General features: G+C 56.1%; 16 protein-coding genes, 1 pseudogene and 1 riboswitch. Of the genes and pseudogenes, 6 read left to right on the plus strand and 11 right to left on the minus strand.

Annotated features, from left to right (window positions below; translation table 11 throughout):
* Nucleotides 1-25 precede the first annotated feature (25 nt).
* The gene (locus Q1A74_RS01840; RefSeq protein WP_299591856.1) at nt 26-1,267 is read left to right on the plus strand and encodes a sodium:proton antiporter; all 1,242 of its coding nucleotides are present in this window, start codon (nt 26-28) and stop codon (nt 1,265-1,267) included.
* A 163-nt stretch (nt 1,268-1,430) separates the two neighbouring features.
* On the opposite strand, the gene Q1A74_RS01845 is transcribed toward Q1A74_RS01840, so the two are convergent.
* On the minus strand, nt 1,431-2,321 hold the full coding sequence (locus tag Q1A74_RS01845) for a DUF2279 domain-containing protein (RefSeq protein WP_299591858.1): 891 nt from the start codon (nt 2,319-2,321) through the stop codon (nt 1,431-1,433).
* Nucleotides 2,322-2,688: 367 nt separating this feature from the next.
* Between Q1A74_RS01845 and Q1A74_RS01850 the strand changes: the two genes are divergently transcribed.
* On the plus strand, nt 2,689-3,702 hold the full coding sequence (locus Q1A74_RS01850) for a phospholipase A (protein WP_299591860.1): 1,014 nt from the start codon (nt 2,689-2,691) through the stop codon (nt 3,700-3,702).
* 100 nt (nt 3,703-3,802) lie between these two features.
* On the opposite strand, the gene tdh is transcribed toward Q1A74_RS01850, so the two are convergent.
* From tdh to Q1A74_RS01875, 5 genes are all read right to left on the minus strand, one after another.
* On the minus strand, nt 3,803-4,828 hold the full coding sequence (gene tdh / locus Q1A74_RS01855) for an L-threonine 3-dehydrogenase (RefSeq protein ID WP_299591862.1): 1,026 nt from the start codon (nt 4,826-4,828) through the stop codon (nt 3,803-3,805).
* An 8-nt stretch (nt 4,829-4,836) separates the two neighbouring features.
* The gene (locus Q1A74_RS01860) at nt 4,837-6,036 is read right to left on the minus strand and encodes a glycine C-acetyltransferase (protein WP_299591864.1); all 1,200 of its coding nucleotides are present in this window, start codon (nt 6,034-6,036) and stop codon (nt 4,837-4,839) included.
* A 160-nt stretch (nt 6,037-6,196) separates the two neighbouring features.
* Complete coding sequence (locus Q1A74_RS01865; RefSeq protein ID WP_299591866.1) at nt 6,197-6,412, minus strand: hypothetical protein; 216 nt, start codon at nt 6,410-6,412, stop codon at nt 6,197-6,199.
* 84 nt (nt 6,413-6,496) lie between these two features.
* A riboswitch (SAM-I-IV-variant riboswitch) is annotated at nt 6,497-6,627 on the minus strand.
* 65 nt (nt 6,628-6,692) lie between these two features.
* On the minus strand, nt 6,693-8,123 hold the full coding sequence (locus Q1A74_RS01870; RefSeq protein WP_299591867.1) for an aldehyde dehydrogenase family protein: 1,431 nt from the start codon (nt 8,121-8,123) through the stop codon (nt 6,693-6,695).
* Between the two features lie 114 nt (nt 8,124-8,237).
* On the minus strand, nt 8,238-9,863 hold the full coding sequence (locus Q1A74_RS01875) for a 5-guanidino-2-oxopentanoate decarboxylase (protein WP_299591869.1): 1,626 nt from the start codon (nt 9,861-9,863) through the stop codon (nt 8,238-8,240).
* A 268-nt stretch (nt 9,864-10,131) separates the two neighbouring features.
* Between Q1A74_RS01875 and pdxH the strand changes: the two genes are divergently transcribed.
* A complete protein-coding gene (gene pdxH, locus Q1A74_RS01880) occupies nt 10,132-10,770 on the plus strand; it encodes a pyridoxamine 5'-phosphate oxidase (protein ID WP_299593810.1) in 639 nt (212 codons plus the stop codon).
* A gap of 63 nt (nt 10,771-10,833) precedes the next feature.
* On the opposite strand, the gene Q1A74_RS01885 is transcribed toward pdxH, so the two are convergent.
* Entirely contained in the window at nt 10,834-11,955 is a 1,122-nt protein-coding gene (locus tag Q1A74_RS01885; protein WP_299591871.1) for an acyl-CoA dehydrogenase, read from the minus strand.
* Nucleotides 11,956-11,970: 15 nt separating this feature from the next.
* Entirely contained in the window at nt 11,971-13,170 is a 1,200-nt protein-coding gene (locus Q1A74_RS01890; RefSeq protein WP_299591873.1) for an acyl-CoA dehydrogenase family protein, read from the minus strand.
* 675 nt (nt 13,171-13,845) lie between these two features.
* Between Q1A74_RS01890 and Q1A74_RS01895 the strand changes: the two genes are divergently transcribed.
* The gene (locus Q1A74_RS01895) at nt 13,846-16,158 is read left to right on the plus strand and encodes a TonB-dependent receptor (RefSeq protein WP_299591875.1); all 2,313 of its coding nucleotides are present in this window, start codon (nt 13,846-13,848) and stop codon (nt 16,156-16,158) included.
* A gap of 103 nt (nt 16,159-16,261) precedes the next feature.
* The gene (locus Q1A74_RS01900) at nt 16,262-17,239 is read left to right on the plus strand and encodes an NAD(P)H-quinone oxidoreductase (RefSeq protein WP_299591877.1); all 978 of its coding nucleotides are present in this window, start codon (nt 16,262-16,264) and stop codon (nt 17,237-17,239) included.
* A 238-nt stretch (nt 17,240-17,477) separates the two neighbouring features.
* Here Q1A74_RS01900 and Q1A74_RS01905 read toward each other — a convergent pair.
* The 3 genes and pseudogenes from Q1A74_RS01905 to xseA all read right to left on the minus strand — a co-directional run.
* Nucleotides 17,478-19,514, minus strand: a pseudogene (locus tag Q1A74_RS01905) (transporter substrate-binding domain-containing protein); the annotation flags it as partial.
* 58 nt (nt 19,515-19,572) lie between these two features.
* The gene (locus Q1A74_RS01910) at nt 19,573-21,885 is read right to left on the minus strand and encodes a transporter substrate-binding domain-containing protein (RefSeq protein ID WP_299591879.1); all 2,313 of its coding nucleotides are present in this window, start codon (nt 21,883-21,885) and stop codon (nt 19,573-19,575) included.
* Between the two features lie 88 nt (nt 21,886-21,973).
* Nucleotides 21,974-23,329, minus strand: coding sequence for an exodeoxyribonuclease VII large subunit (gene xseA / locus Q1A74_RS01915; protein ID WP_299591881.1), 1,356 nt, complete (start codon nt 23,327-23,329; stop codon nt 21,974-21,976).
* 160 nt (nt 23,330-23,489) lie between these two features.
* Between xseA and guaB the strand changes: the two genes are divergently transcribed.
* Entirely contained in the window at nt 23,490-24,974 is a 1,485-nt protein-coding gene (guaB, locus tag Q1A74_RS01920; protein ID WP_299591883.1) for an IMP dehydrogenase, read from the plus strand.
* Nucleotides 24,975-25,004 lie beyond the last annotated feature (30 nt).

Genomic DNA, 25,004 nt, shown 5'->3' on the forward strand with positions numbered 1-25,004 from the left:
CCATTTATCGAAGAAGGAGCAGGCCATGGAAGGAGTCACCACGCTGGTGGGGCAGGGTTTGTATATGGCGCTTGCTGCGGTTGCCGGGCTGGGAATTGCCCGGTTGCTCAAGCGCGACAATACCCTGGGCTGTCTGATTGCCGGCGTGCTCGCGGGCGCATTATTGCCGGTGTTCGATTACGACACGGGTTTGCGCGCGGAGAATCTCCACCAGCTCGTGTTCTTTGTCATTCTGCCGGTATTGATCTTCCAGTCGGCGTGGAGAATTGATCCGGATATCCTGTTTCGCTGGTTGGGCCCTATTTTACTGCTCGCAACCATCGGTGTTGTGATCTGTGCGCTCATCACTTCTGTGCTCGTCTATTACGGTGTTCATCATCCTACGGGGTTCCCCTGGCTGGCGGCGCTGCTCACCGGTGCCATTCTCGCAGCTACCGACCCGGTGTCTGTGGTGGCGCGGATACGCCAGGGGAGTGCGAATGAAGAACTGCTGACACTGGTGGAGGGGGAGAGTCTGTTTAACGATGCGGTGGCGATTGTGCTGTTTTCGTTTGTACTGGGGATTGCCAGTCATAGCGTAATGGAAGGCTCAGTGGCTACTGGTGAAACCCTCTCCGGGGTGGGCAGCTTTGCCCTGTATTTTTCCATATTGTTTTTCGGTGGGCTTGCGGTCGGTACTTTGTGTGGATTGGTTACCGCCATCGTCATCCTGTTTTTACGTTCCGCAGGTGCCGCATTGATGGTGCTGGTGTTGGCAGCCTTTGGCAGTTTTTATCTGGCGGAGCATGTGGTGGGGGTGTCCGGAATTCTGTCGGTAATGATCTGTGCGATCGTTTCCCGGGCCTGCTTGCGCGAGCAACAGGAAACTTATCTGACACATGCTGCGCCAACCTGGGAGTGGCTGGGGCTGCTGTTCCAGGCATTGATTTTTGTGATCATGGGGTTGGTGATTACTTTCGAAATGTTTACCCAGCAGTGGCTGGCCATGATCATTGCCATTGTTGCCGCCATCGGTGCGCGCGGTCTGGCTGTATTTTTGGTCGCCCCCTTTGCACGCTTTGTCGGGCCACCAATTCCGAACAGTTGGCGGTTGATCTTAAGCTGGGGAGGGTTGCGCGGGGTGATCGCGGTGGCGCTGGTGCTGTCACTCCCTGTGGAGTTGCCTTACTGGTGGACGGTACAGTCGATGGTATTTGGTGTGGTGCTTTTTTCACTGCTCGTGCAGGGCACCACGAGTACACGCTTGATCAAGAAACTCGAATTGTAGCTGTGCTTAGGGCGAGATGGTGCATCCAGGTAGGCGGGTTGTTTCCGGTTTCGTTTTCGCTCTTGCGGTCATAAAAGAGATGGCCCGCGAGGCCCAGGACGACCAGGGCGAAGATGATTACACCGATGACTCTAAGCATGTCTAGATACCTTTTAGGTTTAGGCTATCGAGCACAGACCGCTGAAACACAGTGGTGCCGCGTATCCACCGCTGTTTTAATATAACTCCCGCGGGGCTGGTAGTAATGCAACGCAGTGGAGGCATATTTTCCTACTATACCCAGCTTTTCCGAGTACGGTTTGAATAAAATCTCGTCCAGATTAAAACTGAACCCTACGAATAGTTCAGTGGTCCGCTCTGGAAAATAGGGGGCATCTGCGGCTTTGAAACCTTGAGCCGTATATCCCACATTCAATTCAAGGTACTTGAGTGGTGTGTCGCGGAGCGCCGGAACACCAGCTGCTTTGACAGCCAGTAGATAGCGCATGCCGCTGTAGTCGGTTACCGGGTGGAAGCCTTTCATGCCTTTGGATGGGCGGTAGTCCAGGCGATAGTCGAGTAATTCCCTGAGTTGAGGGTTACGGGTTCGCAAGTAAGAGAATGCAATCCCTGCCGAGTTAAAGATGACGTCTTCGTAGGAGAAGCCGTGATCCGCGGAGTAGCCGTCAAAGATTTCCACATAGAGCATTAGGCTGCTGGCCCATAGGGCGCTGTATGTGGCCGCAAATTCTGCGTCATTTTGCCTGGATAGGCCGTTTCCAATGGCCTCTGCAATTAGGTAGGACGAATACATGTGGCCGAGCTTGTCGATGCCGCCACTGCCGGTGTCCATGCCGAACCACCCTTCTTCATTGAATTTGAAGGTCGCACTTCCCCAGTTCCATTCCTTGACACCGAGGTAAGTGATCCCACCGGCGACGGCTCCAATTTCGTATTTGGCATCAATTAGTGATTTCCGGGCACCTTCCCAGTTGATGGATTCAGCAAGGGTCGCATGCGGCGACAGGAGTAACAGCACAGCAAGGTAGCGGCGCAGGGATACAAAGAATTGCATGCATCGAATCCTGTAGTGGGGATGGTGAGGGCGGCGGGGTTCTACGGCGTCTGGAACGGGTGGGGTACAGGTCAATTGGATGCGTACCGGGGCCCACATGGCGCTGATTTCTCTCCGGCCGGAAAATTACAGGATGATCTCTAAAAGTGCAAACCAGCCGAGTCGGATTCGGGCCTGGTCTTTGTCACGGTTCGAACAGAGGAAGAACTGGCCTGGTTGATTTTTAATCAGGTCTGGGTTTGGTGGCTTTGCGCGAATGGGGGCAGGTGGGCCAGTAAATTCATTTCGCCTCATTGATCAATCAGTAAGCAGGAAAGAGCTCCTCGGACTAAGCTAGTTCAGCGAAAATTGTCAGGGAGTAAGAGGTATGTCCTGTGTATGGCGAAAATCTGCGGCTTTGATATTGCAGAGTTTTTCGTTTTTTGCGCTGAGCGGCGGGCTGGTGTCACAGGCAATGGCGGGCGGATCCGCGACTGTGCAACCTGGCACTGGCGATCTTGAGAGTGCTCCAATAAATGAAGCGCAATTAGTGGATGGGGTGACAGTCGCCCACCCTCAAAAAAAGGAAACATTCATCTATCCAGATCCGCAGCCTTTTGTCAGTGATCGTATTCAGGCTGTACGTGATGCGGTGGATAATCCATTTTCTCTTGCTTCTCATAAAGCAAATTATGTACTGCCGATCGCGTATCGAGATCTGTCTGAAGAGACGTTACTGACGGAAGCTCGATATGGGATGCAAGAAGTTGACCCCAAGGAAGTACAGTTTCAGTTATCGCTACAAGTGCCTATCTGGAGTGGCTTTCTGGGCGAGGATTCGTTTCTCAGCGTGGCCTATACCAACAGAAGCTTCTGGCAGGCTTACGCGCAATCCGGCCCGTTCAGGGAGATCAATCACGAAGTGGAGCTGTTGACCACCTGGGCGAGTGAATGGCATCTATGGGGTTTTCGAAATGTCGTTTCTCAAGCCGGTATTAGCCACCAGTCCAATGGCCAGAGTGCGCCATATTCGAGAGGTTGGAATCGCGTATTTGTGGATTTCACATTTGAAAACGGCGGTTACTTTGTCGGCATTAAGCCTTGGTATCGGCTTTCGGCAGATCCCAGTGCGGGCCGAGGCCCGGATCTGGACGCACACTTTGGCAATTTTGAGCTCACCGGAGGGTATCGCTCGGGTGGTTACACTTCGTCGATAAAGCTGCGCAACAATTTGAGTTCGGAGAACTACGGTGCGGTGGAGTTGAACTGGAAATTTCCAATCACCAAGCGAGTGCGTGGATTTGTGAAATACTTCGATGGCTACGGTGAAAGTCTGATTGACTATTCGGTACGGGTGCGGACATTGGGGGTTGGGTTTGAAGTGGCGCCGGGCTTCTTTTGAGCTGAAATACAGCCCTTCCATTGAAGGGCTGATTTACAGAAACCTCAGGTGAGCCAGGGGCTGAAGATGCGAACTTTCATCTCCCCCCGGTGTGAAGCGATTACTGCCAGTTCAAAATAACCTTGCCCGATTCCCCGGACCCCATGGTGTCGAACCCGGTCTGGAATTCGTCGACAGGGAACTGGTGGGTAATGATCGGAGAAAGGTCGAGGCCGGATTGAATCAGGCTCGCCATCTTGTACCAGGTCTCGAACATTTCCCGTCCGTAGATTCCCTTCAGAATCAGCCCTTTGAAAATCACCTGACTCCAGTCGATGGCCATCTCACCGGGGGGAATGCCGAGCATGGCGATCTTGCCGCCGTGATTCATGGCGGCAAGCATGTCGCGGAAGGCTACGCCAACGCCAGACATTTCCAGGCCAACATCAAAGCCTTCGGTCATGCCGATATCGGTCATTACGTCGGTGAGCGTTTCTTTGCTGACATTGACCGTGCGCGTCGCCCCCATTTTTTTGGCTAGCTCCAGCCGATAGTCATTGATGTCCGTAATCACCACGTGGCGCGCGCCCACGTGGCGGGCCACGGCGGCGGCCATAATACCGATGGGGCCGGCGCCGGTAATCAGCACATCTTCACCGACCAGATCGAACGACAGCGCGGTATGCACCGCGTTGCCGAACGGGTCGAAAATCGACGCCAGCTCGTCGGAAATATTGTCCGGGATCTTGAAGGCATTCAATGCCGGGATGACCAGATACTCCGCAAAGGCACCCTGGCGGTCTACGCCGACACCGTAGGTGTTGCGGCACAGGTGGCGGCGGCCGGCGCGGCAGTTGCGGCAGTGGCCACAGGTGATGTGGCCTTCGCCGGAAACGCGGTCGCCCACTTTAAAGCCGGCTACTTCCTGGCCCATGCCGACTACTTCACCCACATATTCATGGCCCACCACCATGGGCACGGGAATTGTCTTTTGCGACCACTCGTCCCAGTTGTAGATGTGCATATCGGTGCCGCAGATGGCGGTCTTGCGAATTTTGATCAGCAGGTCGTTGTGACCGGGCTCGGGCACCTCGACATCGGTCATCCAGATGCCGGGCTTAGACTGAAGCTTGGATAGTGCTTTCATAAAACTGCTCAGATAATCTCGAGTTCTTTGCCAACTTCAATAAATGCGTCGATACAGCGGTCGAGTTGCTCCCGTGTGTGTGCCGCGGACATCTGGGTGCGGATGCGTGCCTGCCCTTTGGGCACCACTGGGTAGAAGAAGCCAACGACGTAGATCCCTTTCTCCAGCAACTTGTCGGCCATCTTCTGGGCCAGGGCGGCGTCACCGATCATAACGGGAATGATGGCGTGGTCGGCGCCGGCCATGGTGAAGCCGGCTTCCGTCATGCGCTTGCGGAAGTACTGGGAGTTCTCCTGTAGCTGCGCACGCAGTTCACCACCTTCGACCAGCATGTCCAGTACCTTGAGAGATGCGGTGACGATGGCCGGGGCGACGGAGTTGGAGAACAGGTATGGGCGCGAGCGCTGGCGCAGCAGGTCGATGATTTCCTGGCGACCGGATGTGAACCCGCCGGAGGCACCGCCGAGGGCTTTGCCGAGGGTGCCGGTGATGATATCGACGCGTTCGATCACATCGCAGTATTCGTGGGTGCCGCGGCCGTGTTGGCCGAGGAAACCGACGGCGTGGGAGTCGTCTACCATCACCAGTGCGTTGTATTTGTCGGCCAGGTCGCAGATGCCCTTGAGGTTGGCGATGACGCCGTCCATGGAGAAGACGCCGTCGGTGGCGATCAGTTTGGTTTTTGCACCGGCGGCATCGGCGGCTTTCAGTTGTTGCTCGAGATCAGCCAGATCGTTATTCGCGTAGCGGAAGCGCTTGGCTTTACACAGGCGCACGCCATCGATGATGGAGGCGTGGTTGAGCGAGTCGGAGATGATGGCATCGTCCGGGCCCAGGAGTGTCTCAAACAGGCCGCCATTGGCGTCGAAACAGGAGGTATACAGGATGGTGTCTTCTGTCTGCAAAAATTCTGACAGGCGAGATTCGAGGGCTTTGTGAATATCCTGGGTGCCGCAGATAAAGCGCACGGAGGCCATGCCGAAGCCGTACTGGTCGAGGCCTTCTTTGGCGGCTTCGATCAGGTCCGGGTGGTTGGCGAGCCCGAGGTAGTTGTTGGCGCAGAAGTTGAGTACCTGGTCTTCGTTGTTGACCTGAATTTCGGCACTCTGCTGCGACGTGATGATGCGCTCGCGCTTGTAGAGGCCGTCGGCCTGAATCTGTTTCAGTTCATCACGCAGGTGCTGGAAAAATTGCTCGGGCTTGGACATGGCGTTGTTATTGGCTCCTGTGGTGCTTTTGGCAATAGGGCGTTTCTAACCGAACTTTGGTCGCGAAGGATTCGCGCAGAGTCCGCGATTAAATTAGCCGTAAGTGTAGGATGAGTAGTCGCCGGTAGCGATCCACTCTGCCCTGTCATATTAGTGTTGGTTATCCCACCAGCTCACATGCCTTGTGGGCTGTGACTGGTGCGTCGCTGGCTCGGCAATGGGTGGCGAAGGCCAGCGCGTCTTCCGTCGAGTCGAACAGCAATTGCCACAACAGTTGTCGATCGGTGCGTTTTACCGCCCGGACTGCCGTGCGACTGCGCTGCGGGGCAATCTGGATTTCGATAACGTCGGTGCTGGATAGCGTAAATTCGGACATGTTCCCTCCAAAAATTCTGGAGGGCTGACGGCGGAAGCGGATGGGTATCAGAAAACCCATCGCATCCCGGTAGGATTGCAACGCTGTAACCATGTTGGTTCAGCGAGAGCCCCATCCTCAACACAGATCGTACCTTTGTACATTCTGTGACGAGAAACCACCTTGCCCCGGTAGGCAGGTTGGCGTTGGCGTCAGCCACTCTCTTGATGTCGGGAGCAAAGATAGCGATGGCGGAACGGGCAGTCAACCGCGCCGCCGCAAGTGGCGGCGCGTCAGGATTTTATTCCGGAAGCTGCACGGATTTCAGTTCAATGAACTCATCCAGGCCGGCTGCGCCAAATTCGCGTCCATTGCCAGATCGCTTCACTCCGCCGAAGGGGGCGTCGTAATTGAACTCGCCGCCGTTGACGAAGCAGAGGCCAGCTTCGATACGTCGTACTACGGGCATGGCGGTTTCGGCGTCTTTGGCCCAAACGCCACTGGAGAGGCCGTATTCAGTGTCGTTGGCGATGGCGATGGCTTCGTCCATGTCCTTGTAGGGAATCATGCAGGTGACCGGGCCAAAGATTTCTTCCCGGGCGATGGCCATGTCGTTGGTTACGTCGGCAAAGACGGTGGGTTTTACATAAAACCCCTGTGGGAAGCCTTCGGGAATTTCACTGCCGCCAGTAACCAGGCGCGCGCCTTCGCCAATACCTTTTTCAATATAGCCGCGCACTATGTCGCGCTGGCGAGCGGAGGAGAGCGGGCCCATAAAGTCGTCGCTGCCGGTGCCCATGGCGATCTCTTCGGCAACTTTTTTTGCGATGTTTACCGCTTCGTCGTAGCGCTCCGCGGGTACCAGCATACGGGTCAGTGCGGTACAGGTTTGTCCGCTGTTGATGAATACATCTTCACAGCCCCAGCGCACGGCCGCTTCCAGATCGGCGTCCGGCGTGATGATCAGTGGAGACTTGCCCCCCAGTTCCTGGGTCACCCGTTTTACGGTGGGTGCTGCGGACTTGGCCACTTCGATGCCGGCGCGGGTGGAGCCGGTAAAGGAGATCATGTCGATGTCCACATGGCTGGAGAGCGCCGCACCGACGATGGGGCCAGCGCCGGGCACCAGGTTGAATACCCCGGCGGGCAGGCCGGCGGCGTCGATGATTTCGGTCATTACATAGTCTTGCAGCGGGGTCATCTCAGAGGGCTTCTGGATCATGGTGCAGCCGGCGGCCAGTGCCGGCGCCACTTTGCCCACAAACTGGTGCAAGGGGTAATTCCATGGGGTAATGAACCCGCACACACCTACTGGCTCACGCAGTACTACGGAGTGGCCGGCCTGTTCGGTTTCTTCCATCACTGCGGCGCGGTCAGCGTAGTAGCGCATGGCGTAAATCGGGCCATCGATATGCAGCCACTCGGTGATGTGTGGAGGGCAGCCGAGGGCCTGGGATACGGCATGGATCAGGTCCTGCTTGCGCGCCTCCATACCGTCGGCAATCGCGTGCATCAGCGCCTGGCGTTTGGCGGCGCGGCTGTGGCGCCACTCTTTAAACGCGGCTTTGGCCGCGGCAACCGCATCGTCCACATCGTCCAGGGTGCCCTGTATCACTTCGCACAGGGTTTCTTCGGTGGCGGGGTTGATGACCGGGTGCAGGTTGCCGCCTTTGGAGTCGCGCCACTCGCCATTGATGTAAAGCTGTTTTGTTTTCAGGTTCGATAAATCCATTACGTCGGTTTCCAATGTTTGTTCTCTTGTTTCAGAGCAGGCTGGGCCGATAGTGAAGCAAAGTGCCTATCGGCCTGCAAAATGGGTTCTATTTCTGCACTGTGTGTCAGGTCTTCAGGGAGCAGTAATTTCAATCAGTGTCGGGCCTTTGCGGGCGAAGGCTTCGGCAACCGCGGCACTCAGCTGTTCCGGACGATCGATACGACAGCCTTCGGCGCCAAAGGCGCGGGCGAGGGCGACGAAATCCGGCGCGTGCAGGTTGACACCTTCCTGCTCCACCGCGGCTTCGTCCATAAAGTCGCGAATCTCTCCGTAGCCGCTGTTGTTCCACACCAGAATCGGCAGTGCCAGTTTCTGCTCCACGGCCGCGGCCAGCTCACCCAGCGTAAACATGATGCCACCATCGCCGATCAGTCCGATCACCGGGCGCGAGCTTGCCAGTGCCGCGCCGATGGCGGCGGGCAGGGCAAACCCCAGGGTGCCGTAACCGGTGGTGCAGGTAAGGTGGCTGCGGGCCTGGTGCAGCGGCAGCGCGTGGTTGGTGTTGTACGCCAGTTGCGTGGAATCCGTTACCAGTATGCCGTCGGTGGGCAGGGCGTCGCGTAGCGCCTGTACCCAGGGTAAGCGCTCTTCGGAGCCGGGCCACCATTCGCTGCGGCAAGTGTGGAGCAGGGACTCTACTTCCGCGGCGCTGGACTGGCGGCGACCGTCACCTGCATCCGGTACGTTGGCAGCGAGCGCGTGCAGGGTGGCGTTCGCATCGGCACAGATGGCGAGATCCGGCTGTGCATTGCACACCAGCTGCGCGGGGTCGATATCCACGCGAATCAGCTTGCCATGAAAGCGGTAATTGTCGCGCACAAGATTGCGGTCGGTTTCCGCGAGTTCGGTGGCAACGGCCAGTACCACATCGGCGGATTCGACCCGTTCGCGTACACAGTCAAAGCTCAGGTTGGCGCCACCACACAATGGGTGGTTTTCGTCCACAATACCTTTGGCGGCGAGGGATTCGAATACTGGTGCCGCCAGCTTTTCCGCCAGCTCGGTCGCCGTTTTGCCACAGTGCTGCGCCCCGCCACCGAGCAGGATGACCGGGCTTTTTGCCGACGCCAGCCACTTGCTGGCGGTGACAACCGCTTCACTGCTAGCTCCCGGCTGGCTGGGTGCCGGCGCGGCCCGGTAATCATCGAGCTTCCCGGGCATGGGCGCGGGGAACAGGTCGATGGGGATTTCGATATGTACAGGCCCCGGTCGACCAGTGCGCATAACCTGAAATGCGCGGGCCAGGGTTTCCGGCAGTTGTTCGGCAGTGGTCAGCGCGTGCTGCCAGACGCAAAAGCCGCGGCTCACGTCCTGTTGGCGCGGCAGCTCATGGAGTCGCCCGCGCCCCATGCCCAGATCTTCGCGGCGGTTCACCGCACTGATCACCAGCATGGGAATGGAATCGGAATAGGCCTGGGCCATGGCCGTTGCCGCGTTGGTAACACCGGGGCCGGTGATCAGAAAACACACGCCGGGCTTACCACATGCGCGCGCGTAGCCATCGGCCATAAATGCAGCGCCCTGTTCGTGGCGCGGAGTGATATGGGTCAAGCCGCTGCCCGGCAGCCCCCGGTAGAGTTCGATGGTATGCACGCCGGGGATACCGAACACGGTATCGACGTCATATTGACGCAACAGGTGCATCAATACCTGCGCGCAGGATGGACTTTGTGAACTGCTATTTTCTGCGGTTTGCATGGGCGATATCCCGACTCACTCAATAAGACTGTTTTATCCGATGTGCGCCGGAGCGTAACGGGCGCAAACAGGCCCTGCAAGCGCCCGCAGAGTCTGCGTTTCCGGTGGAAAATACGCTGGATAATTGAGTGTAGTCACAGGCTGTGGCGGGGAAAATTGCGCAAATTGGGATTTGGCACATAACTGCGTAAACTTGCCGGCAGACTTTTCGTAAATTCAGTGTTCGTGCATTTAGAGTGTGAGAATCAGCAGTAAGGATATGACAGCGATGGAAATTGATCAGTGGCGACGCGAATATCTACAGGGCGGGCTGCAGCGCGACGATCTGGCGGATGACCCGGTAAGCCAGTTTCGCGCCTGGCTGGAAGAGGTGGTGAAAGCAAATATCTCCGATCCCAGTGCCATGTGCCTGAGCACCGCAGATGCGGGCGGACAACCTTCGCAGCGCGTTGTGCTGCTAAAAGGGTTTGATGAGCGCGGCTTTGTGTTTTACACCAACCTGAAAAGCCAGAAAGCCTGGGATATTGCTGCCAACCCCAAGGTGTCACTGCTGTTTCCGTGGCACTTTCTCGAGCGTCAGGTGATCGTGCGCGGCGTTGCGGAACCGCTCGCTGATGCGGACGCCGATGCCTACTTCAGCAGCCGCCCCCGGGACAGCCAAATTGCCGCCTGGGCATCCCACCAGAGTGATGCCATTGTGTCCCGCCAGGTGCTGGAGGAGAGCTTTGAGTCTTTCCGTCAGAAGTTCGATGGTCAGGATGTGCCGCGGCCGGAGTTCTGGGGGGGATACCGGGTGGAGCCCCACGCAGTCGAGTTCTGGCAGGGGCGCGCATCGCGATTGCACGACCGATTTGTGTACCGCGCGCTGGACGATGGTGAGTGGCAGCTGGAGCGCCTGAGCCCGTAGTTCTCTGCAATGATAAAAGCGGTACCCCGGGGTGCCGCTTTTTTTGTTTTTGTTGCGTAGCTGTCAGGCGCTGATAAAACGCTGGGTGTGGTAATCCGTGCTGCCAAACAGGTACTGAATAGCGGTAAGCCGCTTGAACAGGTGCGCCACGTCCAGCTCGTCCGTTACACCAATTCCACCGTGAACCTGTACCGCTTCCTGTCCCACCCTGCGGGCCGCCTTGCCGATGCGGCTTTTTGCGGCGGAGACCGCCTTCGGTGCCGCGCCGTTGCTGGTGTCCAGCTGCATAGCCGCCATCATCAGGATTGAGCGCGCCTGCTGGCACTCGATAAACATATCCGCCATGCGGTGCTGCAGAGCCTGGAAGGTCGAAATGGACACGCCGAACTGTTTGCGGGTTTTGGTGTACTCCACGGTTTTTTCCAGCGCGCTCTCCATGGCGCCGACCGCCTCGGCACAAATGGCGAGGGTGGCGCGATCGATGACCTTTTCGATGGCGGGCAGGGTCTCGCTCTCCGCGCCCAGTAGATTGGCGCGGGGTACTCGGACTCTGTCGAAGTATACTTCTGCGGCATTGTGACCATCCACAGTCTTGTAACTGGTACGGGTTACGCCCGAGGCTTTGCCGTCCACCAGTAACAGACTGACGCTGCCAGGTTTCGAACTGTCGGTGCTCACAGAAACCACCATAGCGTCCGCTGCGCCACCGTTCAGTACCACGGTTTTGTGGCCGCTCAGAATGTAGTGGTCGCCAGCTGGCTCCGCGGAGGTTGCTACATTGCCGAGGTCGAAGCGCTGCTGGGGCTCGGCAAAGGCAAAGGCCAGTTGCAGACTGCCGTCCATCAGGGGGGTGAGCCAGTCGTGTTTCTGATCGTCGCTGCCGGTTTCGGCGATCAGTCCGCCGGCGAGTATGGCGCTGGCCAGCAGGGGTTCGACCACCATGCCTCTGCCAAATTCTTCCATAACCACAATCAGGTCAACCGCGAAGCCGCCGAGGCCGCCCTCGTCTTCTGAGAAGGGCACCAGTAACCAGCCCAATTCGGCAAACGTCTTCCAGTACTCCCGGTTGAACGGCTCGCTCGAAGTGACTGTTTTCTGCCGGGTGTCAAAGGTGTAATCCTGTCGAATAAACCGGGTGACACTGTCGCGCAGTAGTTGTTGCTCTTCGCTGAATGAAAAGTCCATATCCACTTCCTCCGGTTACAGGCCCAAGACGGCCTTACAAATAATATTTTTCTGGATTTCGTTGCTGCCGCCGTAAATGGACGATTTGCGGTTATTGAAATAGCGCAGCCAGCTGTTGACCGCGCTATCAGTGCCGATCCGCTCGCCATCAAAGTCTTGTTCCAGTTGCCAGGGCACATAGGGCAGGCCGCCGCAGGCCGCGATTTCCATGTGCAACTCGTCGATACTCTGGGCCAGCTCGGTGCCCTTGATCTTCAGGATGGAAGACTCGGGCCCCGGTGCCTGGCCGGTGCGAATGGCGTCCAGGGTGCGTAGCTCCGTGTATTCAAGGGCGAGCAATTCAATTTCGATCTCGGCAAACTTCTGCGCAAAAGCAGGGTTTTCCATCAGGGTTTGATGTCCGTCTACGGTATCGCTGGCCAGTTCCCGGGCGCGCTGCAGCTGGCAGCGGGAATGGGCGACACGGGCGATATTGGTACGCTCGTGGGTGAGCAGTACCTTGGCATAGGTCCACCCTTTGCCCTCTTCGCCGATGCGGTTTTCCACCGGTACCTGGACATTGTCGAAGTGCACTTCGTTGACTTCCCGGTAGCCGTCAACGGTGAGAATAGGGGAGAGGCTGATGCCGGGGCTATGCATGTCAATCAACAGAAAGCTGATCGCGGTCTGGTTTTTTTCCTGAGGGCCACCGGTGCGCACCAGGCAGAAAATCCAATCCGCATACTGTGCCAGCGTGGTCCAGGTTTTGGTCCCGTTTACCACATAGTGCTCGCCATCCCGGTGGGCGGTGGTTTTCAGGGAGGCGAGGTCCGAGCCGGCATTGGGTTCGGAGTAGCCCTGGCACCACCAAACATTGCTGGTAAGGATGTCGGGTAAAAATCGCTGCTTTTGATCCTCGTTACCAAAGGTGAAAATGACTGGTGCCACCATTTTCAAACCGAAGGGAACGACTTCGGGGGCGCCCGCCAGGGCGCACTCGGTTTCGAAAATGTTTTTCTGGGTTGCGGTCCAACCGGTGCCACCGTGTTGTTCCGGCCAGTTCACTGCGGCCCATCCCTGTTGATACAGAATTTTTTGCCAGCGGACACAGTCGTCCTTTTCCAGGTGCATGCCCAGAAGGCTCTTGCGGCGAATGTCCTCAGGTAGTTTGTCTTGCAAAAACTGCCGAACCTGACTTCTAAACTGTTGTTCTTCCAGCGTGTACTCGTTGTTCACCTGCGGTTTACCCCCGTAATTATTCAACTTGTCTGACAAACAGGGTGAACTTGCCGTGTGAACTGTGCCACTACCACTGGGGTAATGGAGGCCACTGGGAGTACCGGGGAGTATTCGCTTCAGGCAGTGATACCTGACGTTTCTGGCCGGGCCATGACCTGTCAGGGCCGGCATGGAAGTCCTTTTGAGCATTACCGGCGAGGTTATGGTGTGTGGATATAACCCGGCACACACTCGGTACTGTCAACAGCTCGTATCACGGTTATAGGCAGGGCAGATAGCTGATATTCGTCCACTTAATTTGGTACGGCTTAGCAAGTGTTACGTAAGGGATCAATTGCTCCTGTTCCTGCTACCCCGGTAGTAATTTGGAGAAATTTGGAAACGAATCCTCACGGTTTAAAAGTGTGACGATGGGGTCATTTTTTCTGTATTATTCTTGTATTCATGTTTTAGGGACGCGGGAATAAATAGAATGAATTCCTCAATAAAATAAGCTTTTGTAACGGAAAAACCTCTAGTAGTCTTTCCTCTGCCGGCTTCGGAGAAAGGTCGGCAGAAAACAGCGCGGTTGCTGATCGGGTCGCCTGATGTGGCGGCGGCAAGTGGTACCGATCGCGGTGGTTCTGTTGCTGGAAATTACATAAAAATAACTCGGTGCAATGGAGAGAAAACATGGGAAGCCAATCTAACGCTTTCAATTCACAATCACTCACCCTGAAAACGGCCAGTGCTAGAAGTAAGAACCTGGTTCTGGCTTCGGCCTGCTCTTTCGCGGCCATGTCCATGGCCTGTGGTGTCGGCGCTGCACACGCGGCAGAGAATTCCATCAATACACTGCTCGAAGAAGTAGAAGTTGTTGCGCGCAAACGCGGCGACGCAGAACGCCTGCAGGATGTTCCAGTGGCGGCCACGGCCTACTCCGGTGATCAGCTGGAAGCACTGCAGACCCGCGATCTGGAAAGCCTCGCATTCAAAATGCCCAACGTGCAAATGGACGATGCCGGCACCATTAAAAGTACCGCCAACTTCACCGTGCGTGGCCTCGGTGTAAACAGCTCCATCCCATCTATTGATCCCACTGTCGGTGTTTTTGTCGATGGTATGTACATGGGTATCAACGCGGGTGTGATTCTGGACCTGTTCGACCTGGAAGGGATCGAAGTGCTGCGCGGTCCTCAGGGGTTGCTGTTCGGTCGCAACGTAACCGGTGGTGCCGTGGTGGTTAAAACCGCCAAGCCTACCGAAGAATTTGTTAGCAAGGTGCGCTTCTCAACCACCGCACAACAGGAAACCAACCTGGCGGGCACCGTGTCTGGCCAGATCAGCGAGACTGTCAACGGCCGCCTGACCGCTTATTACAGCGATGATCAAGGCTGGTTTGAAAACAAGGCTAACGGCAACGATAACCTTGGGGCCTCCACCACGTGGTTTGTGCGTCCGAGCTTTACCGTGGATATTGGCGAGTCCGCGGATCTGATCGTGCGGCTTGAGTCTGGGCATGTTGATGCGGATGGTCCTATTGGGCAAAACCGAGGAGACTTCTCTCAGGCGATCGCTGAGTCCGCCGGTGTTACCAATTGGGACAATAGTGAAGACTCCTTTGAGGTGGCGATTGACGAGGAAGGCTGGGCGGAAACCGACTGGACTCAGGCCATTGCCGAGTACAACCACGATGTCTCCTTCGGTAATGGCACCATCACCAATATTCTTGCGTGGCGGGATTACGAGACCGTGGGCGAAGGCGATATCGACTCCCTGCCGGTACATCTTTTCCATTCCTACAGCCTGATTGACCAAGATCAGCTGAGTAACGAACTGCGTTACTCCGGCCGCTTTGGCAATACCTCTGTGACCAGTGGTGTTTACTGGTTTACCCAGGATCTGAAATATATCGAAGAGCGAAACCTGCTGGGCGGCGCACTGGTAATGACGGGTGGTGGTGTACAGGATCACACGGCCAAGGGCGTCTTTACTCAGGCGGATATCGACTTGAATGAGTCCTGGGTACTGACGCTGGGTGGACGCTACTCCATCGAAGAGAAGTCTGTGGATATCGCTTCGATTATCCCTCTCCCGGGACTTAATGATTGCGATAGGCAAGGTTGTACTGCCTATGACTTCAGCGATAGTGAAGAGTGGAGCGCGTTTACCCCGAAAGTGGGTATGCAGTGGGTGATGAGCGACTCCGCCCAGGCCTACGCGGTATGGACCAAGGGTTTCCGCAGCGGTGGCTACAATATGCGAAATACTGGTGTCGATCCTGCTTCAGGGCTGCCGTACCTCCCTGGCCCTACCGATCAGGAAGAGCAGAATAGCTTTGAGATCGGTGCCAAGAGCCAGTGGTTGGGCGGCCGGGTGAAAACCAATGTCGCACTGTTCCACAACACCATCGACGATATGCAGCGTGAGCTGAATCTACCCAGCGCCACTGCCGGTGTAACTCAGTTAATCCGCAATACGGCGGATGCCACCATTCGCGGTGCCGAGTTTGAAATGATGGCTGGATTGACGGATTCGCTGTTGATGACCATGAATCTGGGTTATGTCGACGGCGAGTACGATGATATCTGGCTAGATATTAGTGGTACCGACGGCGTGGTTGACAGCGCCGACTACGCGCTCGAAATCCCCCGCCTCGCCCCCTGGACTTATGGCATCGGCATGGTGCACGACCTGCAGCTGGGCAGCTGGGGTGCGTTGACTTCCCGTATCAACTACAACCATCGCGATGCGTCGGCCTACACCGATAACAACCTCGGTATGCTGAGCGAAGTGGAAATGGTGGACTTCAGTATCGGCTTTACTCCGGATTCCGCCAACTACCGCTTGGCACTGTTCGGCAAGAATATGCTGGATGAAGTCAGCGAGGGTAATGACACCCAGTTGCCGGGTATGCTCGGTCCGGTACCACTGGGTCCGAACTCCACCTTCACGCCGCTCAACCGCGGTCGCATTGTCGGTATCGAGCTTAACTACGAAATCTGACCTTCCTCAACTCCTCCAGTCTTATCATTCGCCCGGCCCTGCGCCGGGCTTTTTTTATCCTGGGAATTCGCTAAAGTGATTGCTGAGAAACAGGAGCTAGTGAATGCGCTATATCGATGTACCAGAACACGGTGGCCCGGAAAGCATGGTGCTTGCCGAAGGCAATGTGCCGGCACCGGGGGCCGGTGAAGTGTTAATCCAGGTTGCGGCGGCGGGTGTCAATCGGCCGGATATTGTGCAGCGAGCGGGCTTCTACCCACCTCCGCCCGGCGCCTCCCCGGTGCTCGGGCTGGAAGTGGCGGGAAAAATTGCTGCCGTAGGCCCGGGCGTCGAGCGCTACACCGTTGGCGATAGCGTGTGTGCACTGACGAATGGCGGTGGATACGCGGAGTACGCGCTGGCGCCGGAGGGCCAGTGTTTGCCCGTACCCGAAAGCGTCAGTGAGCTGGAAGCAGCGGCCATCCCCGAAACGTTTTTTACCGTGTGGAGTAACCTGGTTCGTCGCGCGAATCTAAAGGGCGGAGAAATTCTACTGGTACATGGTGGCTCCTCGGGTATTGGTACCGCGGCGATTCAGATCGCACGGTCGTTGGGCGCGCGGGTGTTTGTTACCGCAGGCTCCGAGGAAAAGTGTCACGCATGTGAACAGCTCGGTGCCGAGCGGGCCGTCAACTACCACCGCGAAGATTTTGTCAATGTCATTCGGGAGGCGACCGGGGGGCACGGTGCTGATGTAATTCTGGATATGGTGGGCGGAGATTATGTCGACCGCAATATTCAGCTCGCCGCCCGCGATGGACGTATCGTCAATATCGCCTTTTTGGCTGGAGCGAAAGTCCAGATAAACATGCTGCCAGTGATGCTTAAGCGTTTGGTATTGACGGGGTCTACCCTGCGGCCGGAATCAGCGGAGGTGAAGGCGGCCATAGCCAGTGACCTGGAAACGAAAATTTGGCCCTTACTGGCTGAGGGCAAGATCCGACCCTTGGTTGCGGCCACATTTCCGCTTGAAGACGTGGCGGATGCACACCGGTTGATGGAGTCCAATAAACATATTGGCAAGATTGTATTGAGGCCATGATCGCGGCTTGCGTCTTTCTTGATGGTGTCAGAGCGCTCGTGGCAAAGTCACCGGTAGCGACATTAGTATATGCCTGGTACAGGTTACTGATCTTGCGTACGTAGGCTACGGGCTCTGAGCCGCGGACATAACCATACCGCGCCTTTTGGAAGTAGCGTGGTTCAGAAAGTTTGAGTATCGCGACTTCAACATTATCGAACCACTTGTTGGGGTCGAGACCGAGTTCTTCGGCAAGACGCTGTGCATCGTACAGGTGGCCAATTCCTGCATTGTAGGACGCAAGCGTAAACCACAGCTGTTCGCTGACCGGCAGGGGATCTTTGAAACGATTTCGAACCCATTCCATATACTTGATGCCCGCTTTGACGTTTTTTTCAGGGTCAAATAGGGGCGGAGGGTAACCCATATCTTCACCTGTGCGCGGCATGACCTGTAGCAGTCCCTGGGCCCCAACAGGGGATACTGCCTTGGGATTGAAGTTACTTTCCTGCCACATCTGCGCGACAATCAAACGCCAATCGAAGTTATGTTGAAGGGCGGTTGACTGAATGATCTCGTCGTAGGGCGAAAGTGCCTCACCGGGTATTATCCGTGCGGAAATTTTTTGTACCAGGTGCTTGTCGGGTTTGAAATAGGCTGCAAGGAGGCTTTCGAATTCTTCGCTCTTACTGAATTTTTTCAGGAAGCGATCCACTTTTCGCAACAGGTCCTTATTTCCCTGCTTGATCATCCATCCTTGCGGCCGCCCTTCACTGACCTGCAGGCCGATCACCAGGTCTGGGCGCAGCGCCGCTTGAATGTCGGCTATATAGCCGTCCTCAATCGTTGCCTCGAACTCGCCCTCGGCAACCTTGTTAAGCACCTCTTCAAACGACATCTCTACTGGAGCGATCTCGATTCGCACATCAACGCCGTGCTCGCGTAATGTACGAGCGGTTTTAATAAACGATGAATAGGCGCGTAGTGTAATCGTTCGTCCATTCAGGTCGGCAAGTGTTTCAATTGCTGGGAGATTGCGATTGCTAATGATTTTCTCGGTGGTTTCTATGAATGGTGTGCTGAAAGTGACGCCCTGTTTGATGCGCTCTTGGGTGATGGTGGTCGAGGCTCCCGCGATATCGGCGCGGCCCTCCACTACCCAGTCCACAAGGTTTTCCTCGCTGGGTACCACAACGATTTGTAGTTGCAGTTTGTGCTTGTCTGCGAATGCCTTGGCCATATCGTAATCAAAGCCGCGCAATACACCTTTCCATAAATAATAACTTGTGGGGCCGTTGTAGGTTGCAAAGCGAAGCACCCCGGATTTTTTAATGGCATACCAGTGCGAGGTGCGTTCTGGAACTGCAGTTACCAGTGTTCGAGTAAGAAAGTTGTTGATGCGATTTTTTAGTCGGACAGAGTCCTTGCGGGTCGCCCAGGCGATGTTTTCAGTGGGGCCGATGGCTACGCCGAGTTTCAAGTCGTCGCGGTATTCTAGCGTCTCTTCTGCCAGATTTTTGTGCAGTATGGTAACCGCATTGTCCACTTCCGATATCATGTCAAACAACGTGTCACGCTCGGTGGTCAGATAAACTTCCCGAACCGACAGGTTGGCATCCGGATACTTCGAGGCGATTGCATGGGCCTGTTCAGCGTATGTGCTGCCTGCGAGAACAATGAACTCTGTACCGACCAGGTTCTCCAGGCGGCTGATGTCTGGCCCATTTTTTCCGGACACCAAAACATCAGAAGTCTGTAAAATCGGGATGCTGAATTCGACAACTTCCTGGCGCTCTGAAGTGATGCTGATGTTGTCTGCGACGATGTCTGCTTCGCCTTCATTCACCATTCTGAGGGCGTCTTCCGGAGTTTGCGCGATAAACCATCGAGAGGGGAGCCCTATCCTTTTGGCAAAGGCCTCAGCCATTTGCCGGTGGGTTTGATTGACAATGGCTTCGCGAGGCAGAATGGGCTGGTTGTCACCGGTCATGCTGACAAAACGGATAAATCCGCGTTTCTTGATCGATTCCAGGTCTCCCGCCTCTATATAATTTTCGATTTCCGCGTCATCTTTTGAACCTGTCTCATTGGGTCGGGTTGCCAATGGTTCTGTATTGCGGGGATTTCCGTTTTCGTCATTTTTTTGTTCAACTCCACCAGGGTTTTGCATGGTTGAGGATGAATTCTTGTGGTCACAAGCAGTAATAACACTGGCAAGGACAAACACGCAGAGAAAGAGTGCGTAGCGCATCATGCTCGCTGTAGCTGTACTGGTTACGGTAATTTTTGCCATCATCACGTCTGACGACCTCCGTACTCGCTATTCTGATGCTGCTAGCCGCTACTCAACTGACCTACCACGGTGTTGTTTCCATGATCGTTTTATCGAGGTCATTGCTGAGGCGGCTTCCAGACACCCGGGGCATCAGGGGCCGACAGGTTCGCGGCCACCGGCTATCTATACAAAACGGCTCTATCGCAATAAGTGATCGGGTAAACTCGGGTAGGTAGCGGAGGCGCAGAGCCACCTCTCCAGGGGTGATGTCTGTATAGGCGCGATACAGATTGCTGATGTTGCGTACATATTGAGCTGGCTCAGCGCCGCGCACGTAGCCATAGCGTGCCTTGTTGAAGTAGCGTGGCTCGGAGAGTTTGATCATGGCCACTTCCACATTGTCGAACCAGGTGTCGCGATCCAGCCCCAGCTCTTCTGCAAGCCGCTGGGCATCGTACAGGTGGCCGATACCGGCGTTGTAGGCGGCGAGCGAAAACCAGAGCTTGTTCTCCAGGCTGATGCCCGGGTCAAGTCGTTTACGGATCCAGTTCAGGTATTTTACGCCGGCTTCAATGCCGCGCTTGGGTTCAAACAATGGTGGCGGGTAGCCGACTTCTTCCGCGGTGCGGGGCATGACCTGAAGCAGACCTTGCGCGCCGACAGGTGATTCTGCTTTCGGGTTGAAGCTACTTTCCTGCCACATTTGGGCCACGATCAGGCGCCAGTCGAATTTGTGCTCGCGGGCAGAGTGCTTGGCCAGCTTGTCGTACGGCGAGAGGTCTTCCCCTGGTTTCAATCTTGCCTGCAGCTTGTTGCGGGCAGATTCATTGGGCTTGAAGTAAAAATCGACCTTCTTGGTATATTGTTCAGATTTCTTGAAATCCTGAATGAAGGTGTTGATCTTTTTCAATAGGCTGTCGTTGCCTTTGGTTACCATCCACCCTTGAGGTAGTGGATCGCTGACCACTGGACCAACAATTAGCTCTTTTCTTAGCGCGGCACTAATTTCAGCTGCGCTCACGTCAACAATGGTGGCATCTGCTTCTCCCTCTGCCACCATATTGATAATCTGCTCGTAGCTTACTTCTGGGTCCGCCAGTTTTACTTTTACCTTGATGCCATTTTTCTGCAGATTTTTCGCAATGTCCTCAAAAATGGAGAAGGCGCGCAGGGTGAGTGTGCGCCCGTTCAGGTCTTGAATCGTTTTTATCTCGGGCTTGCCGCTGTGACCCAGAATCTGCTCCGCCATCGCGATATAAGGCGTACTGAAGTCAACCCCTTCGGCCCTGCGTTTATCGGTAATGGTTGTTGAAGCGCCCGCAAAATCACCGCGGCCCTGTTTCAGCCACTCGATCAACTCCTGGTCGTAAGGGACTACGATCAGTTCCAGCTCCAGACCGTGCTTCTCGGCAAAGGCTTTGGCGAGGTCGTAGTCGAAGCCCATCAAGGTGCCTTTCCACATGTAATAGCTGGTCGGCCCGTTGTAGGTGAGAAAGCGGATGACCTTCGATTTCTTAATGGATCTCCAATCGGATTTCCTGTCGGTGGGCGCATTCACCATTTTTCGAGTGAGGTAGTTGTTGACGCGCTGTTTCAATTCCTTTGAGTTCTTGCGCATAGCCCAGACAATATTCTCATCTTCACTTACTCGGGCGCCGATCTTGAAATCGTCGCGGTAGTGTTTGACACCCTCCATGATGTTGCTGTCGATAACAGCGGCAACATTCTTTCGCTGGTTGATTCTGTCGATCAAGTAATCGACAGAGTCGTGTTTGGTTAGTGCGCGCATTTCAATTTTTGTACCGGGGTTTTTTCTATGGAGCTCCTTGGCAGTGGGCACATAAGTGCTGCCTTCCATAACCGCGATTGTGATGTCTCCGAGTGCGTTGGGGTTGTCGATATCGGGACCATTGCGACCGGTAATCAGGATCTGGTGGGATTTGCTGATGGTTTCGGACAGGTCAAAGTTTTTGGCGCGCTCTTCGGTGCGGGCGAGATTGCCGGTGAAGATGTCAGCGCGGCCACTTTGAATCATTTCCAGAGCCTGCTCGGGTGACGCAGCGGCTAACCAGTGAGGGGTAAGTTTGAGTGTTTTGGCGAGGTCAGTTGCCAGTTCATTATGAAGCTGGCCGACGATGGTCGCGCGGGGAAGAATGTCGTCTTCTGTAGCGGCGAGTGTGACGAAACGAATTACGCCGCGTTTTTTTAGTGCCTTTAAATCGCCAGATTCCGTGTAGTTTTCAAAGCGTGTGTCCCGCTCGGTAAGGAATTCATGGGGCGCTTTTGCGGAGCCATCCCGCTTGGGATCTTGTCTGGTGTCACACCCGAACAGCAATGCACAGATGGTGATGACAAAAGCCGGCAGACATTTTTGTGCAAAGGTTGCGACCATGGATTACTCCGCGCATTCGAATAATACGATTGGGTAATCCTAAGGTCGCGGGGGAAAATTCGGTTGCAAGGGGAGAAATATGCGGGAGCTACTCAACGACGGCAGTAATTTCCCCTTCATTCAGTCGAGCGTGGATTTTTTGTCCGGGTTTTACATCCTGGGCGCGCCGTATAATCTGCTTCCTGTCATCCTGGACAATCGCGTAACCGCGATCCAGTACTGCCAGAGGGCTAACGCTATGGAGCAGCTGGCCAACATGGCTCACCTGTTCCCGCTTGTGCCGGAGTAGTGTCTGTACGGATTTGTGCAGGCGCCGGGTCTCGTGGCTTAGTTGAGTGTTCCCCTGCTCAAGCCGGTGGCGAGGGTGTACCTGCGCCAGGGCGCGTTCAAGTTGTGTCAGTCGTTGTGCATTGTTTTGTGTGTGATTGCGCACCGCGGACTGCAACCGCAATTCCAGATGGTCCAGGCGCTGGGCGCGATTCTGCAGTTGCTCCCGGGGGTGGCGGATACGATTGCTGACCAGCTGGACTTGCTGCCGTTGATGACGCAATTGTAAGTCCATAGCCCGGCTCAAGCGCCAACGTGCACTCTCAATCTCTTCATTGAGAGCGGCGGCGTTGGCGCTGGCGATCTCTGCTGCGGCAGAGGGGGTGGGCGCGCGTACATCGGCTACCAGATCGGCAATAGTGGTGTCGGTTTCATGGCCCACAGCGGAGATGGTGGGAATCGGGCATGCGGCCAGCGCGCGGGCGACGATCTCCTCGTTAAATGACCAGAGGTCCTCTAGCGAGCCGCCGCCGCGGCCGACGATCAGCAGATCGTGACGCTGCAGGCGGCCGGCGAGGTGAATCGCATCGGCAATCTGTTGCGCGGCGCCCTGGCCCTGAACTGCCACCGGAATCAACTCAATTTTTGCCGCTGGGTAGCGGCGTCCGAGTACCTGGATCATGTCCCGTACCGCGGCGCCGGTGGGGGAGGTGACAATACCGATGGTGGCCGGCAGATAGGGAAGGGGCTTTTTGCGCTCCTGATCGAAAAGCCCCTCACTTTGCAGCTTGGCCTTGAGCATCTCCAGTTGGCGCATCAGGGCGCCGAACCCGGCTTCTTCCAGGTGCTCGATAATCAGCTGGAATTCTCCGCGCCCCTCGTACAGGCTGACCCGGGCCCGTGCCAGGACTTCGCGGCCGTTGCCCGGCTGGAAGCGCACTGTGCGGTTGCGCCCGCGGAACATGGCGCAGCGCACCTGAGCGCGCGCATCCTTGAGGGTGAAATACCAGTGGCCGGAACTGGGCGCCGCGAAATTGGAGATCTCTCCACCAATCCAGAGCAGGGGGACGCTACTCTCCAGCAGGTGCTTGACCTCCCGGTTCAGCTCACTGACAGACATTACAGGGCGGCCGTCGGTGGGCAGGGGGTTGGCTGCGCCGGGCGGAGTATTTGGCATTTCGGGCTCTTGTACTTCAAATCAAGCGGTCAATATTGCAAGGATGCCCGCTCAGGTAAAGAGATTTGCCAATCCGGGCGAAATAGGGTTTTGTTTCGGGGATTGTTGCGGCTATAATCGCGCCGATACCCAACCCCGCTCCCTAGAGGTTTGAGTGTCCATGTCTGAATCTCTGCGTATTGCACGCGAAGCCCTCACTTTCGACGACGTCCTACTTGTGCCCGGTTATTCCGAGGTTACAGCGAAAGACGTTTCCCTGAAGACAAAACTGTCTCGCAACATCACACTGAATATCCCGCTGGTGTCCGCTGCGATGGATACCGTGACCGAGTCGCGCCTGGCCATTGCGTTGGCCCAGGAAGGCGGTATCGGCATTATTCACAAGAGCATGAGTATCGAAGAGCAGGCGCTCGCGGTGCGTGCTGTGAAGAAATTTGAAGCTGGTGTTGTACAGGACCCGATTACTATCGAGTCTGACGCCAGTGTTCGCGAGCTGATCGCACTCACCAGTCACCACAACATTTCCGGCGTGCCGGTGATGGAGAAGGGTGACCTGGTGGGCATCGTTACCAGCCGTGACGTGCGTTTCCAGACCAATCTGGATATTCCTGTTGCCAAGATCATGACGACCAAAGAGCGTCTGGTGACCTGTGAAGAAGGCGCCGCGCCGGAGCTGGTGCGCGAGCTGCTGCACAAGCATCGTATTGAGAAGGTGCTGGTGGTCAATGACAAGTTCGAGCTGAAAGGCCTGATCACTGTCAAGGACTACAACAAAGCCGAGCAGTACCCTAATTCCTGTAAAGACAGTGACGGCCGCTTGCGTGTCGGCGCCTCTGTTGGCACCAGCCCGGATACCGACGACCGTGTAGCGGCACTGGTGGAAGCGGGCGTCGATGTGCTGGTGGTGGATACTGCCCACGGCCACAGCAAGAATGTGCTGGACCGCGTACGCCGGATCAAGGAAATGCATCCGCAGGTGGATGTGATCGGCGGCAATATCGCCACTGGCGAAGCCGCCATTGCGTTGATGGAAGCCGGCGCCGACGCCGTGAAAGTCGGTATTGGCCCCGGTTCCATCTGTACTACCCGTATTGTGACCGGTATCGGCGTACCGCAGATTTCTGCTATTGCAGAAGTGGCCAAGGCGTTGGAAGGCACTGGCGTTCCGCTGATCGCGGATGGCGGCATCCGTTTCTCTGGCGATATTTCCAAGGCCGTTGTGGCCGGTGCCTATTCGGTCATGATGGGCTCCATGCTCGCCGGTACCGAAGAGGCGCCGGGTGAGGTCGAGCTGTATCAGGGCCGTACCTACAAGTCCTATCGCGGCATGGGCTCCCTCGGTGCTATGTCGCGCACTCAGGGTTCTTCCGACCGCTATTTCCAGGACGCGAGCAAAGGCGCCGAGAAACTGGTACCGGAAGGCATCGAAGGCCGCGTGCCGTATAAAGGCCCGATTTCCGCCATCGTTCACCAGATGATGGGCGGCCTGTGTTCTGCCATGGGTTACACGGGTAGTGTCGATATGGACACCATGCGTACCCGGCCGCAGTTCGTGCGGGTTACCGCTGCCGGTATGGGCGAGTCCCACGTGCACGATGTGCAGATTACCAAGGAAGCGCCGAACTACCCGGTGGGTGGTCGTTAATTCCTGTAAACGCCTTCGTGTCCCGTAAAA

Source organism: uncultured Microbulbifer sp. (assembly GCF_947504145.1).
GTDB lineage: Bacteria > Pseudomonadota > Gammaproteobacteria > Pseudomonadales > Cellvibrionaceae > Microbulbifer.

What these genes read in the sequence shown, in the direction of transcription:
- Q1A74_RS01840 (WP_299591856.1), top strand. Translation starts at nt 26, where the DNA reads ATGGAAGGAGTCACCACGCTGGTGGGGCAGGGTTTGTATATGGCGCTT.
- pdxH (WP_299593810.1), top strand. Translation starts at nt 10,132, where the DNA reads ATGGAAATTGATCAGTGGCGACGCGAATATCTACAGGGCGGGCTGCAG.
- Q1A74_RS01870 (WP_299591867.1), bottom strand. Translation starts at nt 8,123, where the DNA reads ATGGATTTATCGAACCTGAAAACAAAACAGCTTTACATCAATGGCGAG.
- Q1A74_RS01845 (WP_299591858.1), bottom strand. Translation starts at nt 2,321, where the DNA reads ATGCAATTCTTTGTATCCCTGCGCCGCTACCTTGCTGTGCTGTTACTC.
- Q1A74_RS01910 (WP_299591879.1), bottom strand. Translation starts at nt 21,885, where the DNA reads ATGGTCGCAACCTTTGCACAAAAATGTCTGCCGGCTTTTGTCATCACC.
- Q1A74_RS01865 (WP_299591866.1), bottom strand. Translation starts at nt 6,412, where the DNA reads ATGTCCGAATTTACGCTATCCAGCACCGACGTTATCGAAATCCAGATT.
- Q1A74_RS01875 (WP_299591869.1), bottom strand. Translation starts at nt 9,863, where the DNA reads ATGCAAACCGCAGAAAATAGCAGTTCACAAAGTCCATCCTGCGCGCAG.
- guaB (WP_299591883.1), top strand. Translation starts at nt 23,490, where the DNA reads ATGTCTGAATCTCTGCGTATTGCACGCGAAGCCCTCACTTTCGACGAC.
- Q1A74_RS01900 (WP_299591877.1), top strand. Translation starts at nt 16,262, where the DNA reads ATGCGCTATATCGATGTACCAGAACACGGTGGCCCGGAAAGCATGGTG.
- Q1A74_RS01850 (WP_299591860.1), top strand. Translation starts at nt 2,689, where the DNA reads ATGTCCTGTGTATGGCGAAAATCTGCGGCTTTGATATTGCAGAGTTTT.
- Q1A74_RS01860 (WP_299591864.1), bottom strand. Translation starts at nt 6,036, where the DNA reads ATGTCCAAGCCCGAGCAATTTTTCCAGCACCTGCGTGATGAACTGAAA.
- Q1A74_RS01885 (WP_299591871.1), bottom strand. Translation starts at nt 11,955, where the DNA reads ATGGACTTTTCATTCAGCGAAGAGCAACAACTACTGCGCGACAGTGTC.
- xseA (WP_299591881.1), bottom strand. Translation starts at nt 23,329, where the DNA reads ATGCCAAATACTCCGCCCGGCGCAGCCAACCCCCTGCCCACCGACGGC.
- tdh (WP_299591862.1), bottom strand. Translation starts at nt 4,828, where the DNA reads ATGAAAGCACTATCCAAGCTTCAGTCTAAGCCCGGCATCTGGATGACC.
- Q1A74_RS01895 (WP_299591875.1), top strand. Translation starts at nt 13,846, where the DNA reads ATGGGAAGCCAATCTAACGCTTTCAATTCACAATCACTCACCCTGAAA.